The sequence below is a fragment of the Candidatus Merdisoma sp. HCP28S3_D10 genome (assembly GCF_052065835.1).
In the GTDB taxonomy this organism is placed as follows: domain Bacteria; phylum Bacillota; class Clostridia; order Lachnospirales; family Lachnospiraceae; genus Laedolimicola.
Genome location: NZ_JBQHTG010000002.1, coordinates 96,900 through 112,478 on the forward strand (window position 1 = coordinate 96,900; position 15,579 = coordinate 112,478).

Consider the following 15,579-nt stretch of genomic DNA (forward strand, 5'->3'; position numbering starts at 1 on the left):
GCATGGGAGTAATCCGAGCTATTTTAATGGTTCTTTTTGTACTGGTGTGTATCGCGCTGACGGTTGTGGTACTGATGCAGGAAGGCAAGTCCAACGGTCTGGGAGCGATTGCAGGCGGCAATTCTTTCTGGGAGCAGAATAAGAGCCGTTCCGCAGAGGGTAAGATTGTGCTTGCGACCAAGATTCTGGCAATTACCTTTATCGTGCTGGCACTGGTACTGAATTTAAACATTTTTTAATGTAATAGCCTGTCTATGACAGATTTTACGACAGATAAAGCACTCCCGGGCTGACCGAGGGTGCTTTATGTTTTTAGGTAAAAGCCGGAGGAACTATGGCAGACAAGACATTTGAGGAGCGAAAGAAAATTATATATGATTTTATTAATGATCCGCGCTATGTGCCCATGAAGCAGAAGGAGCTGGCGATTATTCTGCAGGTGGAAAAGAAGGATCGGGAAGAACTGAACCGGGTTCTGGATGAGCTTCTCTCGGAAGGGAAAATCTCCCTGTCCAAGCGGGGACGTTACGGCAAGGCAGAGATAAAAAAAGCGGTCGGCGTGTATACAAGACATGCCAGGGGCTTCGGATTTGTCTCTGTGGAGGGCGAGGAACAGGATATCTTCATCGGAGAAGCCGACGCCGGGGACGCGTTTCTGGGCGATACGGTGGAGGTGGTCATCAAGGGCCATGCAGGCAAGCGGCCGGAGGGCGTCGTTACCCGGGTGCTGTCCCATGGGATCACGGAAGTCATCGGTACCTTTCAGCGCAGCAAGAACTTTGGTTTCGTGGTGCCGGATAATCAGCGGATCCGTCAGGACATTTTTATTCCCTTGGAGAAAATCGGACCGGCAGTGGGCGGCCAGAAGGTGGTGGCAGAGCTTACTGATTATGGCAGGGGACGGAAAAATCCCGAGGGAAAGATTACCCGGATTCTGGGCGAGGCCGACGACCCGGCCACCGAGGTGCTGGGAATTATGCTGGCCTATGGGATTCCGACAGAGTTTCCGGAGCGGGTGCTGAACCAGGCGGAGCGTGTGGCAAAGCCGGTGTCTGAGGCAGACCGGGCAGGCAGACTGGATCTTCGGGAGGAAACCTGCGTGACCATTGACGGCGAGGACGCCAGGGATCTGGACGACGCGGTTTCCCTTCGAAGAGAGGGAGAAAACTATGTGCTGGGTGTACACATCGCGGATGTGACCAATTATGTGCAGGAAAACAGCGCCCTGGATCACGAAGCCCTTGACCGGGGAACCAGTGTCTATCTGGCGGACCGGGTGGTTCCCATGCTCCCCCGGACTCTTTCCAACGGAATCTGTTCCCTGAACGCGGGAGAAGACCGGCTGGCCTTAAGTTGTATCATGACCCTTGACGGAAAGGGAAAGATCATCGGACATACCATAGCGGAGACGGTGATCTGTGTGAACCGCAGACTCAGCTACACGGGCGTGCAGAAGGTGCTGGACGGGGATCCGGAGGAAACGGCCCTCTATCCGGAGCTGGTCCCCATGCTGAAGGAGATGGCAGAGGTGTCCGCGCTTCTGCGGAAGCGGAGAAGAAAAAGAGGCTCCATCGATTTTGATTTTCCGGAGACGAAGGTGATTCTGGACGAAAAGGGATACCCCATAGATATCAGACCTTACGAGCGGAATACAGCTACCCGCCTCATCGAGGACTTTATGCTGGCGGCCAACGAGACGGTGGCAGAGGATTATTACTGGCAGGCCCAGCCCTTTGTATACCGGATCCACGAGAAGCCGGACAGTGAGAAAATGAGCCGTTTGGGAACCTTCATCCGGAATTTTGGGTACGCGCTTCATACGTCGGGCGATGAGATTCATCCGGGCGAGGTGCAGAAGCTGCTGGACAGGATTGCGGGGACGCCGGAGGAGGCCATGATCAGCCGCCTGACCCTGCGCTCCATGAAGCAGGCAAAGTACGCGACGGACTGCAGCGGCCATTTCGGTCTGGCGGCCACCCATTACTGCCACTTTACTTCCCCTATCCGGCGGTATCCGGATCTGCAGATTCACCGGATTATCAAGGAAAATCTGCGAGGCAGGTTAAGCGGGGACCGGGTGGTCCATTACGAAGCCATTCTGCCGGAGGTGGCCAAACGCTCCAGCGAGCTGGAACGGCGGGCGGAAGAGGCAGAGCGGGAGACCGTGAAGCTGAAAAAGGTAGAATACATGGAGGAGCATATCGGGGAGCAGTTCGACGGCGTCATTTCTGGTGTGACGGCTTACGGCCTGTATGTAGAGCTGAACAATACGGTGGAGGGCCTGGTCCATGTGAATTCTCTGACCGATGATTTTTACGAGTATGACGAGGCCGGAAGTGAGCTTCGGGGAGCCCGGACCGGAAAGGTCTGGCGTATCGGAGAGCGGGTGCGTATCCGCGTGAAGAACACCGATCGGCTGTGCAGAACCATAGATTACGAGTTGTTAGGAGAAAATGATGGGGAAAGATAATTACAAGCTGGTAGCCAACAACAAAAAGGCGTATCATGATTATTTTATAGACGAGACCTACGAGGCGGGAATCTCCCTGGCAGGCACCGAGGTGAAGTCCGTCCGTATGGGAAAATGCAGTGTGAAGGAAGCCTTTGTCAAGGTGGAAAAGGAAGAGGTCTGGGTCTACGGCATGCACATCAGTCCTTATGAAAAGGGCAACATTTTCAACAAGGATCCCCTCCGGCCCAGGAAGCTTCTGATGCACAAGTATGAGATCCGGAAGATTGCCTCCAAGATGGCAGAAAAAGGTTACACCATGGTGCCCCTGAAGGTTTACTTAAAGGGCAGCCTGGTTAAGGTTGAGGTAGGTCTGGCCCGAGGTAAGAAGCTTTACGACAAGCGCCAGGACATTGCCAAAAAGGATCAGCGGCGCGAGGCGGAGAAGGACTTCAAAGTAAAGAATCTTTACTAGAATGTTATAAAATGTTATGAATTGAAAAGAATGCTGTTATAAAAATGATATTTTCTGTTAAAAAAAGAAAATTACGGGTTGATTTTTATGTGAAATGTAGATAAAATAGAACTAGGTTCTTCGGGCAGAAGTGACTTCCAAAAAGGAAAGCCTCCCGTTGACAAACACCCGAAATTTTAAGGAGAGGATATCATGATTATCACACAGAAAAAGCCCATCGATGAATTGATGGCGATGCTCGGAGACGCACAGAAGATTGCGATTCTGGGCTGCGGAAGCTGCGCAACGGCATGTGCCACAGGCGGCGAGAAGGAAGTAGCAGAACTGAAGGCATATCTGGAGTCCAAGGGAAAGACTGTAGTAGCCACCAATATGGCAGATTACTGCTGTATGAATATGGGTGTAAAGACCGCGATGAAGAAGCTGAACGCGGCAGGACCGGACGCGGTTGTCTGTATGTCCTGTGGTGACGGCGTGCAGGTGGCGGCAGCCCACAGCCCGTCCGCACCGGTTTATCCGTCCAACAACACCATGTTCCTGGGTGAGGCTGTCCGTTTCGGTCTCTTCGAGGAAGCCTGTCATCTCTGCGGAGACTGCGTTCTGGGAACCACTGGCGGTATCTGCCCCATTTCCCGTTGCGCCAAGTCTCTGGTAAACGGTCCCTGCGGCGGCCAGAAGAACGGCAAGTGCGAGGTGAATCCGGAGAATGACTGTGCCTGGATAATGATTTATAAGCGTCTGGAGGCTCTGGGAAGACTGGATCTCCTGGCTAAGAGAAGAACGGACAAGGGCTATGCGAAGGTAGCTTATCCGAGAACAATTAATATCAGGGGGAATAAGTAATGGGAATGTTAGAGAAAGCGCTGGAAGGCGGTAAATTTGGTGTAACCGTTGAGATGGCTCCCCCGAAGGGTTGTGACTTTACAGAGCAGCTTGCAGTGGCAGAGCTTCTGAAGGGCAAGGTACACGGCGTAAACGTAACCGATATGCAGTCTGCCTGTCTGAAGGCTTCCTCCTTAGGCCTGTGTATCAAGCTGAAGGAAGCAGGACTGGAGCCGATTGTACAGGTGACCGGACGTGACCGGAGCCGTATGGGTATCCTGGGCGATATGCTTTCCGCAGCAGCCTTTGGAATCGATACCATGCTGGCACTGACCGGAGACCATCCGACCGTAGGAGACTGCAAGGAGTCCAAGCCGGTCTACGATCTGGATTCTGTCGGAATCCTGCATATGCTGACTTATATGGAAGCAACCGGAAAGGACTGCGGCGGCAACGATCTGGAGGGCGGAGCTCCTACATTTTACAAGGGCGCGGTTGTAACTCCGGTTTACGATCCGCTTCCGCTGCAGATCAATAAGCTGCGTCAGAAGGTAGAGGCAGGCGCACAGTATATCCAGACCCAGGGTATCTTTGATATCGAAAGCCTGAAGCGTTTCATGGACGAGGTAGACAAGGCTGGTATCCATACCCACATTATGGCCGGTATCATTCCGCTGAAGGCGGCAGGTATGGCAAAATACATGAATGAGAATGTACCGGGTATCGCGGTACCGCAGGATATGATTGATCGTCTGTCCGCTGCGGCTGCAGAGGGCAAGGAGAAGGGCGTCAAGGGACTGCCGACCCAGCTTGGTATCGAGATGGCTGCCGAGATGATCGCCAAGATCAAGGACGAGGGTATCTGCGACGGCGTACATATCATGGCCATCGGTGCGGAGAAGAACGTGCCGAAGATCCTGGAGAAGGCAGGACTGACCATCGAGTAAGTTTTAGTTTCAGGGGAGAAGAGAAGGTATGATATAAAAAGGGCTGAGGCGGTTTAGAACTGCCTCAGCCCTTTCGGCTGCGTGAAATAAGAAAGGTTACGTAAAAGTAAGCTTATGTAAAAGTGAGTTTACAAAAAGAACTCCGTCACAAATACTACTACGCAGCAGATAACCGCCACAGGCAGAAGACCGGCGCCCATCCAGGCAGCGGCAATGCCGATCAGAAGGGCCAGGGCTCCGGAAATGGGAGACTGGGTGGCGTGGAGAATAGCCGGGAAGGTCATCACAGCCAGGGTCACGTAAGGCACGTAGTAGAGAAAGGACTGGAGAAACTGATTTTCCAGTGGCTTTCGAATCAGGGTCAGGGGCAGCACGCGGATCGCGTAGGATACGGCGGCCATGACCAGAATGTAGATGTAGATATTATGGGTCATGAGGGGGAAGCTCCTTTCTCAGCTTTTATTTCCAGGGGATCCTTTTTCTGGGAAACCGGGAAGAACAGCGCGCCTCCTGCGGAAATCAGAACCGTCAGGATAATGGTGCGGGTACCCTCCGACAGGCTGCTGACTACGGGCAGGACCGAGAAGGCGAAGCTGGCCGCGAAGGCCAGGGCCACCAGGCCGGCCACCACCCGGCTCTGCCGGGCCGGCGGGATAATGATAGCCAGGAACATACCGAACAGGGCCACGCTCAGGGCGCTGACTGCCCGGGGCGGCATGATATTGCCCGCGATGACACCAAGAGATGTGCCGAAGGCCCAGCAGGGCATGGCGATCAGCATGGCGCCGTAGGTGTAGTAGGGGTTCAGATATCCGGGCCTGGCTATGGCAATGCCAAAAAGCTCGTCGGTAATATCGAAGCCCATCAGAAGCCGGTGTCCCAGGGAAAGCCCGGGGCGGAGCCGCTGCCCCATGGCGCAGCTCATCAGAAGATAGCGTGCGTTGGTGATCAGGGTTACGATGGCGATCTCCGCGTAAGCGGCGTTGGCGGCGATGACGGTGATACCGGCGTATTCCCCGGCAGACGCGTTATTGAGAAGGCTGAGTAAAAAGCCCTGAAAGGCATTGAGACCTGCGCTTCTGGCAGGAATGCCCAGGGAAAAGGAAACAGCCAGATAGCCAAGACCGATGGGAATGCCGTCCCGCATTCCGAAGCGAAAGGTCTGTGCTTTATTATCATTCATAAAATTCTATGCTCCTCTCTCTTTTGAAACAGGTAATATTGTAGCAGTTTCCTGTGGAGAAGTAAAGAGCGAAGTATAGAGAAAAGACTTGTACAGATTTGCGGAAACGGATATAATAGGGTTCATATTTCAAAAAAGAGAAAGAGGAATCAGTAGGATGGAATGGACAGGATATGAGCTTTTGTGGCTGTTTTTCGGTTATGCCTTTGCCGGATGGGTTTTTAACACCGCTTACGCAGCGGTACGTCAGAGAAAATTTGTGGACATGGGCTTCTTTTACGGACCCTGGTGTCCGGCTTACGGCTTTGGCGGCCTTGCTTTTACGATTTTTCTGACAGAGCTGAAGGACAGGCTGTTTTTCCTGTTTTTGGGAGGCGTGATTCTGTCCTTCCTGGTGACATACCTGACCGGCTTTGTGCTGGAGCGGATTTTCCACCGGAAATGGTGGGATTTTTCCCGGAAACGGTTCCAGTTTGGCGGTTATGTCAGTATGCCCTGGTCCCTGGTCTGGGGAAGCTTAGGCGTGCTCTGTATCCGTTTTGTCAATCCGTTTCTCCGGGATCTGCTGAAGCTGTTGCCGGTATCAGTCGGCAAGGTGCTCCTGATCGTGTTGGGCGTCATTTCCCTTTTGGACTTTATCGGCACGCTGGTGGGAATTCTGCAGGTAAAATCCAGTGTGAAGAAGGCGTCGCTCCTTTACGGCGTAGCGGAAAACCTTCAGAAAACCTCCGATCAGATAGGCGGAAAACTGACAGGCTTTGTGCTTCGGCGTATGGAACGGGCTTATCCGCGGCTGGCTGCGGAGGAGCTTCTCCGGGCCCGGAGAGAGCGGGAGAAGGAGGCAGATGAGGCCCGGTCCAGAGCCGGCGTTTTTGCTGTGGGCTGCTGCTTTTATAAGCTGGCCTGCCTGTTTTTCCTGGGAGCCTTTCTGGGCGATCTGACAGAGACGGTTTTTTGCTATGTGACAGCCGGGAAGCTGATGAGCCGCAGCAGCGTGGTGTACGGTCCCTTCAGTATTGTCTGGGGACTGGGCTGCGTATTGCTGACCGCGATCCTGTACCGCTATAAGGATCGGAGCGACAGTTATATTTTCTGCTTCGGTACGATCCTGGGCGGCGCTTACGAGTACATCTGCAGCGTGTTCACAGAGCTGGTATTCGGTACAGTGTTCTGGGACTACAGTAAGATTCCCTTCAATCTGGGTGGCAGAATCAACCTGCTGTACTGCTTTTTCTGGGGCATTGCGGCTGTGGTCTGGATGCGCCTTCTTTATCCGAGATTATCCGGTTGGATTGAGAAACTTCCGAAGAAGATCGGGACCTGGATGACCTGGATTTTGCTGGTCTTTATGATTTATGATATCTGCCTGTCGGGCCTGGCTCTGAACCGCTATACGGTGCGGCAGACCGGCGCGGGCATTGAGACGGCGGCGGACGGCTGGCTGGACGAGCATTTTCCGGATGAGCGGATGGAACGGATCTATCCCAATGCGATTCTGGTGAAATAGAGAGCGAATTTACGAAAAGGGCTTGATTTTTGTAAGATTTCAGACTATACTACAAGAACAGATTACCGAAGAGGGCAAAACGGCTGCCGTTCACAGCGTTTCAGGCAGCTCTAACCAGGGCTTGTACTGGTTTCGACGGGGGTCTCGCAGCTGGTGAAGCTATCCGCAGGCGATGCGTCAAATCGCGAAATTAAAAATAAACGCTGAAGATAATTTAGCATACGCTGCCTAATGGCAGCTGTCGGCCTTAGAGTACCCGTACTTTAAGAACCCGGCATCGACTATACGGGAAACGACATGTGTTAAGCTTTGCGCGCATGGGCGTATCATGAAGCTACTAAAGTTCGCAGGGTGTTAGTTCCCGGCGGACGGAGGGAATGTCAAAGAACTGACTACGATAGTAGAAGAACAGGGAACAGGCTTTCGGACAGGGGTTCGATTCCCCTCAGGTCCATCAAAAATACCACTTGTCATTTGACAGGTGGTATTTTTTTAATACATAATCACAGCCCGCACCGGACAGACCGGGCTGCAGTAGCCGCAGGTCAGGCATTTGTCGTGGTCGACTTCCGCCAGGCCGTTGTCGTTGTAGAAGATGGCTCCGGCGGGGCAGGCGGCCTTGCAGGAGCCGCAGCCCTCGCAGTCCTCCTGGTTGATATAAACCTTCTTTTTGGACACGTCAGGATTGTAAGATTTTTCCATTTTTCCATCTAAATAGGAAAGCAGATCGTCCACCTCCGCGTTTTTCCCGAAGCCAATCATCACCGAATCGATCTCCTCCTTGGAGAATACATAGTCAAGCGCCTCCTGGTAATGGGCTGTGAGGCTTCCGCCGCCGAAGGCCTTCATGGAGAACACGCCTTTTCCGGCCCGGTGGCAGAGACGGATAGCGGCCAGCATTTCTTCCTTTGAACCGAAAGCGTCGCCCTTTCGAATCCCCAGTCCCGCGTAATTGATAAGCGGAAAGACCACGTCCAGATCCGGCATGGAGGCTGCCGCCTCCGTGATGTCAATGTGATGGGTGGAAAGACCGATGGCCCGCACCAGTCCCTTTGTCCGGGCGTCTTTTAACGCTTCCCAGGCTCCGGTCCGCTCCGCAAGCTGTCCGGAACGGACCTCATGCATGAGAAAGATGTCGATGACGCCGCACCCCAGCTCCTCCCGGGCCTCCAGCACCGCCTCCATCATGCCGTCATAATCGGTGCAGAGAGATTTGGAGGAAATGACCACGTTGTCAAAGGCCCCCTGTTCCAACGCCTTTTTGATATACGGATAGGTGCGGTAATACTGCGCCGTATCTAGAAAGTTGAATCCATGTTCCAATGCATAGCGGATCACGCCCGCCCCCTGCTCTACCGGCAGCGCCAGCTGGCTGGGCCCCATGGGAAGGACGCCGAAGCCGGCGATGCTGACCGCAATCCCTGTATTTCCTAAAAATTTTTTCTTCATCATAAAACCTCAAATTGTCAGAATGCGGGTTTCCGCCAGAGGAGAACCCGTTATTTGTAATTATACATGGATTGCGGGAAAAAGCAAACCCGGCAAAGAAACTGTTGATTTCTCATTTGATATTTAGTATTATGATAAAGGATCTGAGTACATAGATCAGAAGATCGGGAGGGAAAGATTCATGCAGGAAATGATCAGAGTTGCGGTAGACGCAATGGGCGGAGACAATGCGCCGGACGAGATTATCAAGGGCGCCATAGAAGCCGTAGCGCTGCGGGAGGACATTCAGGTCATTCTCGTGGGCAGAGAAGAACTGATTCGGGAGAAGCTGAAAAGTTATTCCTATAGAGAGCAGCAGGTAGAGGTTGTAAACGCAACGGAAGTGATCGAGACGGCAGAGCCGCCGGTGGCAGCCATCCGGACGAAGAAAGATTCTTCTATTGTGGTAGGACTGAAGCTGGTAAAAGAAGAAAAAGCAGACGCTTTTGTGTCAGCCGGAAGCTCCGGAGCCGTACTGGCGGGCGGACAGCTTCTGGTAGGACGGATTAAGGGCGTGGAGAGGCCGCCTCTGGCGCCGCTGATTCCGACGGAGAAGGGCGTATCTCTGCTGATTGACTGCGGAGCCAATGTGGACGCCAGACCGTCCCACCTGGTGCAGTTTGCCAAGATGGGTTCCATCTATATGGAGCATGTTATGGGCGTAAAGAATCCGCGTGTGGCGATCGTTAATATCGGAGCCGAGGAGGAGAAGGGTAACGCTCTGGTAAAAGAGACCTTCCCGCTTCTGAAGGAATGCGATGGGATTAACTTCATCGGCAATATTGAAGCCCGGGAGATTCCCCACGGACAGGCAGACGTCATCGTATGCGAGGCCTTTGTGGGAAATGTCATTCTGAAGCTTTACGAGGGCCTGGGAGCCGTTCTGATAAGCAAAATCAAGGCCGGAATGCTGAGTACGTTTAAGAGCAAAATCGGCGCGCTTCTGGTGAAGCCGGCGCTGAAGGAGACCTTGAAGTCCTTTGACGCTACCGAATACGGCGGAGCGCCGCTTCTGGGACTTCGGGGACTGGTAGTCAAGACTCACGGAAGCTCCAAGGCAAAGGAAGTCAGAAACTCTATTATCCAGTGCGTCACATTTAAGGAGCAGCGGATTAATGATAAGATTAGAGAGAATATTGTAAGAGAGGAAGGATGAAACAATGGAATTTGAAAAGCTGAAAGGAATTATCGCAGATGTGCTGAACGTGGACGAGGACGAAATCACCATGGATACCACCTTTGTAGATGATCTGGGAGCAGATTCCCTGGACGTATTTCAGATTATCATGGGAATTGAGGAAGAATTTGACATCGAGATCGCCCAGGAGGAAGCAGAGAAAATCGTATCTGTCGGCGACGCGGTAGAAGCAATCCGCAATCTGAAGAAGGACTAAGAAAGTATAAGGTTGTCTCAGAAAGGCCGCGGGCTTTTCTGGGACATTTTTATATAGCAGGAACTATCCTCAGGATAGGATAAGAACAGGAGAACTATATGAAGCTGGAAGAATTGGAACACAAGCTGGGATATCATTTTCACGACCGGAGGCTTCTGGAGCATGCTCTGTGCCACAGCTCCTACGCCAATGAGCGCCATTGGGACAAGCTTATGAATAATGAGCGTCTGGAATTTCTGGGAGACGCGGTACTGGAGCTGGCTACCAGTGAATTTCTGTATCAGAATTACCCGACCATGCCGGAGGGCGAGGCGACCCGCACCCGCGCAAGCATCGTCTGTGAGCAGACATTGGCTTTGTGCGCCCGGGATCTGGGACTGGGTGAATGGCTGCGACTGGGCAAGGGCGAGGAGCTGACCGGAGGAAGGGACCGGGATTCCATCACCTCGGATGCCATGGAAGCATTGCTGGGAGCGATCTATCTGGACGGTGGTTTTGCTAATGCAAAAGAATTTGTGCATCGTTTTATCCTGAATGATATCGAGCACAAAAAACTCTTTTATGATAGCAAGACTATCCTTCAGGAGCAGATTCAGAGTGAAACGGAGGAACCGATTCACTATGAGCTGGTGAAGGAGGAGGGACCGGATCACAACAAGCGGTTCACGGTGAATGTAATGCTGAAGGAGAAGGTGCTGGGAAGCGGCAGCGGCCGGACCAAGAAGGCGGCTGAGCAGGAGGCGGCATACCGGGCGCTTCTGGAGAGAAAGGTCCGCAGGTAACGGGGTAAGGAATGTATTTAAAAAGTATAGAAGTACAGGGCTTTAAGTCCTTTGCAAATAAGATTGTATTCGATTTTCACAACGGAATCACCGGCATTGTAGGCCCCAACGGCAGCGGCAAGAGCAATGTGGCGGACGCGGTGCGCTGGGTTCTGGGCGAGCAGCGGGTGAAGCAGCTGCGAGGCGGCAGTATGCAGGACGTCATCTTCGCGGGAACCGAAAACCGGCGGCCCTTAAGCTATGCCTACGTGGCGATTACACTGGATAATTCCGATCATCAGCTGGCTATAGATTATGAAGAGGTGACGGTGTCAAGACGTCTCTACCGTTCCGGCGAGAGCGAGTACCTGATCAATGGCGCGGCCTGCCGGCTCAAGGACATCAACGAGCTGTTTTACGATACCGGTATCGGTAAAGAGGGCTATTCCATCATCGGGCAGGGCCAGATTGACCGAATCTTGAGCAGTAAGCCAGAGGAGTCCCGGGAGCTTTTTGACGAGGCCACCGGTATCGTGAAGTTCAAGCGCCGGAAGAACACGGCGCAGAAAAAGCTGGAGGACGAGAAGCAGAACATCGTCCGGATCAACGACATTCTGGCAGAGCTGGAGAAGCAGCTGGGACCGCTGGAAAAGCAGTCGGCGGTAGCCCGGGAATATCTGAAAAAGAAGGAAGCATTAAAGAGCTACGATGTGAATATGTTTCTTCTGGAGACAGAACGGGTTCAGGGAGCGCTTTCCGAGCTGGAAACGAAGATCGGGGACGCCGATCAGGAGCTTCGGGAGGCTACGGAGCAGTACGAGAATATCAAGAAGGAGCACGCCCGGATAGAGGAAGAGTTAGAGGAACTGAACCGCCGTCTGGAGGAGACGCGGGAGGCAGCCTCCCGGGCAGGTCTGGGCCGCCAGCAGCTGGAGGGACAGATCGAGGTTTTAAAGGAACAGATCCATTCAGTGCAGCAGGGCGGCGAACAGATGGAGAGTCGTCTGAAGAACATTGCCGCAGATATGAAAGAACGGCAGGAGGCTCGGGCGAAGCTGGCGGCAGAGCAGGCAGAGCTGCAGAAGCAGCTTGGGGCAGCGGCTGCCGTTTCCGCGGAGGCGGACGCGCGCTTACAGGAGCTGCGCGGGCAGATTGAAGCGGAAAATGAGGCGGCGGAGAGCAGTAAAAACCGGATTATCAGCCTTTTAAATGAGCGGGCCTCCACCAAGGGCCGGCTGCAGCGATATGACGCCATGCAGGAGCAGGCGCAGATTCGAAGGACGGAGCTGAACCAGAAGCTTTTACTGGCCAAAAGCAGCGAGGAGGAGCAGCGGGCTCTTTACGAGAGCCACCGGAAAGATCTGGAGACCGTCTCCGGCAGGATTCTGGAGCTGTCCGAAAGTCAGCGGGAGAAAGAGGCGGAAGCCGAGAGCCTGCGGCGGGAGCTGGGAAAAAAGAACGAGGAGCTGGAGATAGGCCAGAGCGCCTTTCACCGGGAGTCCTCCCGTCTGGAATCCCTCCGGAACATGGCCGAGCGTTACGATGGCTACGGCAACAGCATCCGAAAGGTCATGGAGCAGAAGAAGCAGGTGCCGGGAATCGAAGGCGTCGTTGCGGATCTGATTCAGGTGGATCAGCGCTATGAGACTGCCATTGAGACCGCCCTGGGCGGAAGCATCCAGAATATCGTGACGGAGAATGAGGACACCGCCAAGCGGCTCATCGAATATCTGAAACGGAACCGCTTCGGACGGGCGACCTTCCTGCCCCTGACCAGCGTGGGCGGAAGAGGCGGCTTTGCGAAGCCGGAGGCCTTGAAGGAACCGGGCGCCATCGGCCTTGCCAGCACCCTGGTGCGGGCAGATCAGAAGTATGAACGGGTGGTGCAGCATCTACTGGGCAGAGTCCTAGTGGCAGAGCGCATCGACGACGCTATCCGCATTGCCCGGAAATACAACCATTCCCTCTTTATCGTTACCCTGGAGGGCGAGTCCTTAAGCCCCGGCGGTTCCATGACCGGCGGAGCCTTCCGCAATTCCAGCAACCTGCTGGGAAGAAAGCGGGAGCTGACGGATCTGGAAGAAAATGTGCAGAAGCTGGAGGCGGATATCAAGGAAGCCCGTCTCCGGATCGAAGCCCTGCGGGAGCAGCGTCGTCTGCGCCGTACCGAGGCCGAGGCACTGGCCGGAGAGCTGCAGCAGCAGTATCTGAAGCAGAATACGGCCAAGCTGAACGCGGATCAGGCGAAGGCCCGTCTGGACGAGATTGTGGAGAGCTATTCCGGACTTCGCCGGGAGCTTTCCGGGCTTGAGCAGCAGTTCGCGGATATCCGGGACAGCCGGGAAGCCATTTACGGGGAAATCCGGGAATCCGAGGAGCAGGAGAAAGAGAACGAGGCCAGAATCGAGGCGGCCCAGATAAGTCTTGCGAAGCTGAAGCAGAAGGAAGCGGAAAGCATCGGAGAAAATGAAAAGGTTCATCTTGATCTGGCGGCGCTGACCCAGAAGGCAGGCTTTGCGGATGAAAACGCGGCCCGTATTGACGGGGAGCTTGCCCGTCTTAGAAATGAGGAAACAGAGCTTCAGGCCGGTATGCGCCGGGGCGACGCGGACATTCAGGCCAAAGAAGAAGGCATTGAGGCCCTGCGCAGCCAGATTGGGGAGATGGTTCGGGAGAGCGAACGTTTGGCCGGAGAGGCTACGGAGCTTGGCAAGAAGCGGGAGGCGCTCCTGACCGGGCAAAAGGACTTTTTCACCCGGCGGGAGGAACTGTCAGACCGGAAAACCCAACTGGATAAGGAAGTATTCCGACTGAACAGCCAGAGGGAAAAGCTGGAAGAAACAGCGGATTCCCTGACCGATTATATGTGGGAGGAGTACGAGCTGACCTACAACACAGCCCTTCCCATGAAGAATCCGGAATATACGGAGCTGTCAGTCCTGAAACGGCAGACGGCAGCCTTAAAGGACGAGATCCGGAAGCTGGGCGACGTCAATGTGAACGCCATCGAGGATTATAAACAGATTTCCGAGCGGTATGAATTTATGAATACCCAGAGAGACGATCTGGTGAAGGCTGAGGAAACCCTGATGGGTATCATTTCGGAGCTGGATACGGGGATGCGCCGGCAGTTTGAAGAGCAGTTTGGCCGGATCCGGACCGAGTTCGACAAGGCCTTCAAGGAGCTGTTCGGCGGCGGAAAGGGAACGCTGGAGCTGGATCCGGAGGCGGATATGCTGGAGGCAGGCGTGCGGATTATCGCGCAGCCGCCCGGAAAGAAGCTTCAGAATATGATGCAGCTTTCCGGTGGAGAAAAGGCCCTGACGGCCATTTCCCTGCTGTTTGCCATTCAGAACCTGAAGCCCTCGCCCTTCTGTCTGCTGGACGAGATCGAGGCGGCTCTGGACGATTCCAATGTCAACCGTTTCGCGAAATATCTTCACAAGTTGACAAAAAATACACAGTTTATTATTATAACTCATAGGAAGGGAACCATGGAATCCGCCGATCGCCTGTATGGTATCACCATGCAGGAAAAGGGCGTCTCCACGCTGGTTTCCGTAAACCTGATTGAAGAAGAATTAGATGAATAGTTAAATTCAGGGGGAAAGGATATGTCTGAGGAGAAAAAAGGCTTTTTCAGCCGGCTGGTGTCCGGTCTTGCCAAGACCAGGGCGAATATCGCGGCCGGTATCGACAGTATTTTCAGCGGATATTCCGCGATTGACGAGGATTTTTATGAGGAAATCGAAGAGATCCTGATTATGGGTGATATCGGAATCAACGCCACCAACGCCATTCTGGAGGATTTGAAGCAGAAGGTAAAGGAACAGCACATCAAGGATCCCTCCCAGTGCAAAGAGCTTCTGATCAACAGCATCCGGGAGCAGATGCAGGTGGGCGAGGTGGCTTACCGTTTTGAGCAGGAAAAATCCGTGGTGCTGGTTATCGGCGTCAACGGCGTGGGTAAGACCACATCCGTAGGAAAGCTGGCCGGCAAGCTGAAGGATCAGGGAAAGAAGGTCATTCTGGCGGCGGCGGATACCTTTCGCGCGGCGGCAGGGGAGCAGTTGACCGAGTGGGCCAACCGGGCCGGTGTGGAGATCATCGGCGGCAGCGAGGGCGCGGATCCGGCTTCTGTGGTCTATGACGCGGTCTGCGCGGCCAAGGCAAGACATGCGGACGTATTGCTGTGCGATACGGCAGGACGTCTTCATAATAAAAAGAATCTGATGGAGGAGCTGCGGAAAATCAACCGGATCATTGACCGGGAATATCCCGACGCTTTTCGCGAGACTCTGGTAGTGCTGGACGGAACCACCGGTCAGAACGCGCTGGAGCAGGCACGCCAGTTTAAGGAGGTCTGCGATATCACAGGTATCGTGCTGACCAAGCTGGACGGTACCGCCAAGGGCGGAATCGCGGTGGCCATTCAGGCCGAGCTGGGAATTCCGGTAAAATACATCGGCGTGGGCGAGAGCATTGAGGATCTGCAGAAGTTTGACGCGGACGAATTTGTCAATGCCCTGTTCCATCAGGAAAAAAACGACTGA

Annotated in this window: 14 protein-coding genes and 1 other RNA gene; 12 read left to right on the top strand and 3 right to left on the bottom strand. The window is 53.9% G+C overall.

Annotation, left to right across the window (positions count from 1 at the left end):
* Window positions 1–2 precede the first annotated feature (2 nt).
* The 5 genes from secG (at window position 3) to ACTNCH_RS05580 (ending at window position 4,693) form a co-directional block, all read left to right on the top strand.
* A complete protein-coding gene (secG, locus tag ACTNCH_RS05560) occupies window positions 3–239 on the top strand; it encodes a preprotein translocase subunit SecG (RefSeq protein WP_441016439.1) in 237 nt (78 codons plus the stop codon).
* Between the two features lie 95 nt (window positions 240–334).
* The gene (gene rnr, locus ACTNCH_RS05565; RefSeq protein ID WP_441016442.1) at window positions 335–2,470 is read left to right on the top strand and encodes a ribonuclease R; all 2,136 of its coding nucleotides are present in this window, start codon (window positions 335–337) and stop codon (window positions 2,468–2,470) included.
* Entirely contained in the window at window positions 2,457–2,924 is a 468-nt protein-coding gene (gene smpB, locus ACTNCH_RS05570) for an SsrA-binding protein SmpB (RefSeq protein ID WP_441016445.1), read from the top strand. Before rnr ends, smpB begins: the two co-directional genes overlap by 14 nt.
* Before the next feature lie 192 nt (window positions 2,925–3,116).
* The gene (locus tag ACTNCH_RS05575) at window positions 3,117–3,767 is read left to right on the top strand and encodes a methylenetetrahydrofolate reductase C-terminal domain-containing protein (RefSeq protein WP_441016448.1); all 651 of its coding nucleotides are present in this window, start codon (window positions 3,117–3,119) and stop codon (window positions 3,765–3,767) included.
* The gene (locus ACTNCH_RS05580; protein WP_441016451.1) at window positions 3,767–4,693 is read left to right on the top strand and encodes a methylenetetrahydrofolate reductase; all 927 of its coding nucleotides are present in this window, start codon (window positions 3,767–3,769) and stop codon (window positions 4,691–4,693) included. Before ACTNCH_RS05575 ends, ACTNCH_RS05580 begins: the two co-directional genes overlap by 1 nt.
* A gap of 128 nt (window positions 4,694–4,821) precedes the next feature.
* On the opposite strand, the gene ACTNCH_RS05585 is transcribed toward ACTNCH_RS05580, so the two are convergent.
* Both ACTNCH_RS05585 and ACTNCH_RS05590 read right to left on the bottom strand, forming a co-directional pair.
* Window positions 4,822–5,127 carry an AzlD domain-containing protein gene (locus tag ACTNCH_RS05585; protein ID WP_441016454.1) on the bottom strand — a complete coding sequence of 102 codons (306 nt, stop codon included), beginning with the start codon at window positions 5,125–5,127 and terminating at the stop codon, window positions 4,822–4,824.
* Window positions 5,124–5,876, bottom strand: coding sequence for an AzlC family ABC transporter permease (locus ACTNCH_RS05590; RefSeq protein WP_441016457.1), 753 nt, complete (start codon window positions 5,874–5,876; stop codon window positions 5,124–5,126). The genes ACTNCH_RS05585 and ACTNCH_RS05590 overlap by 4 nt, the downstream gene beginning before the upstream one ends.
* A 157-nt stretch (window positions 5,877–6,033) precedes the next feature.
* Between ACTNCH_RS05590 and ACTNCH_RS05595 the strand changes: the two genes are divergently transcribed.
* The gene (locus ACTNCH_RS05595; RefSeq protein WP_441016460.1) at window positions 6,034–7,383 is read left to right on the top strand and encodes a putative ABC transporter permease; all 1,350 of its coding nucleotides are present in this window, start codon (window positions 6,034–6,036) and stop codon (window positions 7,381–7,383) included.
* Window positions 7,384–7,500: 117 nt separating this feature from the next.
* Window positions 7,501–7,840, top strand: a transfer-messenger RNA (tmRNA) gene (gene ssrA / locus ACTNCH_RS05600).
* Window positions 7,841–7,875: 35 nt separating this feature from the next.
* On the opposite strand, the gene ACTNCH_RS05605 is transcribed toward ssrA, so the two are convergent.
* Window positions 7,876–8,835, bottom strand: a complete 960-nt coding sequence (locus ACTNCH_RS05605) for an aldo/keto reductase (protein ID WP_441016463.1) — start codon at window positions 8,833–8,835, stop codon at window positions 7,876–7,878.
* Window positions 8,836–9,022: 187 nt separating this feature from the next.
* Here ACTNCH_RS05605 and plsX point away from each other — a divergent pair, with 187 nt between their 5' ends.
* From plsX to ftsY, 5 genes are all read left to right on the top strand, one after another.
* Window positions 9,023–10,027, top strand: coding sequence for a phosphate acyltransferase PlsX (plsX, locus tag ACTNCH_RS05610; RefSeq protein ID WP_441017812.1), 1,005 nt, complete (start codon window positions 9,023–9,025; stop codon window positions 10,025–10,027).
* 4 nt (window positions 10,028–10,031) lie between these two features.
* Window positions 10,032–10,265, top strand: coding sequence for an acyl carrier protein (gene acpP / locus ACTNCH_RS05615; protein WP_178038685.1), 234 nt, complete (start codon window positions 10,032–10,034; stop codon window positions 10,263–10,265).
* 98 nt (window positions 10,266–10,363) lie between these two features.
* Entirely contained in the window at window positions 10,364–11,047 is a 684-nt protein-coding gene (gene rnc / locus ACTNCH_RS05620) for a ribonuclease III (protein WP_441016466.1), read from the top strand.
* An 11-nt stretch (window positions 11,048–11,058) separates the two neighbouring features.
* Window positions 11,059–14,619 carry a chromosome segregation protein SMC gene (gene smc / locus ACTNCH_RS05625; protein WP_441016469.1) on the top strand — a complete coding sequence of 1,187 codons (3,561 nt, stop codon included), beginning with the start codon at window positions 11,059–11,061 and terminating at the stop codon, window positions 14,617–14,619.
* A gap of 21 nt (window positions 14,620–14,640) precedes the next feature.
* The gene (gene ftsY / locus ACTNCH_RS05630; RefSeq protein ID WP_441016472.1) at window positions 14,641–15,579 is read left to right on the top strand and encodes a signal recognition particle-docking protein FtsY; all 939 of its coding nucleotides are present in this window, start codon (window positions 14,641–14,643) and stop codon (window positions 15,577–15,579) included.

Coding starts and splice junctions, on each gene's coding strand:
- ACTNCH_RS05580 (WP_441016451.1), top strand. CDS start 3,767: ATGGGAATGTTAGAGAAAGCGCTGGAAGGCGGTAAATTTGGTGTAACC.
- rnr (WP_441016442.1), top strand. CDS start 335: ATGGCAGACAAGACATTTGAGGAGCGAAAGAAAATTATATATGATTTT.
- acpP (WP_178038685.1), top strand. CDS start 10,032: ATGGAATTTGAAAAGCTGAAAGGAATTATCGCAGATGTGCTGAACGTG.
- rnc (WP_441016466.1), top strand. CDS start 10,364: ATGAAGCTGGAAGAATTGGAACACAAGCTGGGATATCATTTTCACGAC.
- smpB (WP_441016445.1), top strand. CDS start 2,457: ATGGGGAAAGATAATTACAAGCTGGTAGCCAACAACAAAAAGGCGTAT.
- ftsY (WP_441016472.1), top strand. CDS start 14,641: ATGTCTGAGGAGAAAAAAGGCTTTTTCAGCCGGCTGGTGTCCGGTCTT.
- ACTNCH_RS05595 (WP_441016460.1), top strand. CDS start 6,034: ATGGAATGGACAGGATATGAGCTTTTGTGGCTGTTTTTCGGTTATGCC.
- ACTNCH_RS05585 (WP_441016454.1), bottom strand. CDS start 5,127: ATGACCCATAATATCTACATCTACATTCTGGTCATGGCCGCCGTATCC.
- ACTNCH_RS05575 (WP_441016448.1), top strand. CDS start 3,117: ATGATTATCACACAGAAAAAGCCCATCGATGAATTGATGGCGATGCTC.
- ACTNCH_RS05590 (WP_441016457.1), bottom strand. CDS start 5,876: ATGAATGATAATAAAGCACAGACCTTTCGCTTCGGAATGCGGGACGGC.
- plsX (WP_441017812.1), top strand. CDS start 9,023: ATGATCAGAGTTGCGGTAGACGCAATGGGCGGAGACAATGCGCCGGAC.
- secG (WP_441016439.1), top strand. CDS start 3: ATGGGAGTAATCCGAGCTATTTTAATGGTTCTTTTTGTACTGGTGTGT.
- smc (WP_441016469.1), top strand. CDS start 11,059: ATGTATTTAAAAAGTATAGAAGTACAGGGCTTTAAGTCCTTTGCAAAT.
- ACTNCH_RS05605 (WP_441016463.1), bottom strand. CDS start 8,835: ATGATGAAGAAAAAATTTTTAGGAAATACAGGGATTGCGGTCAGCATC.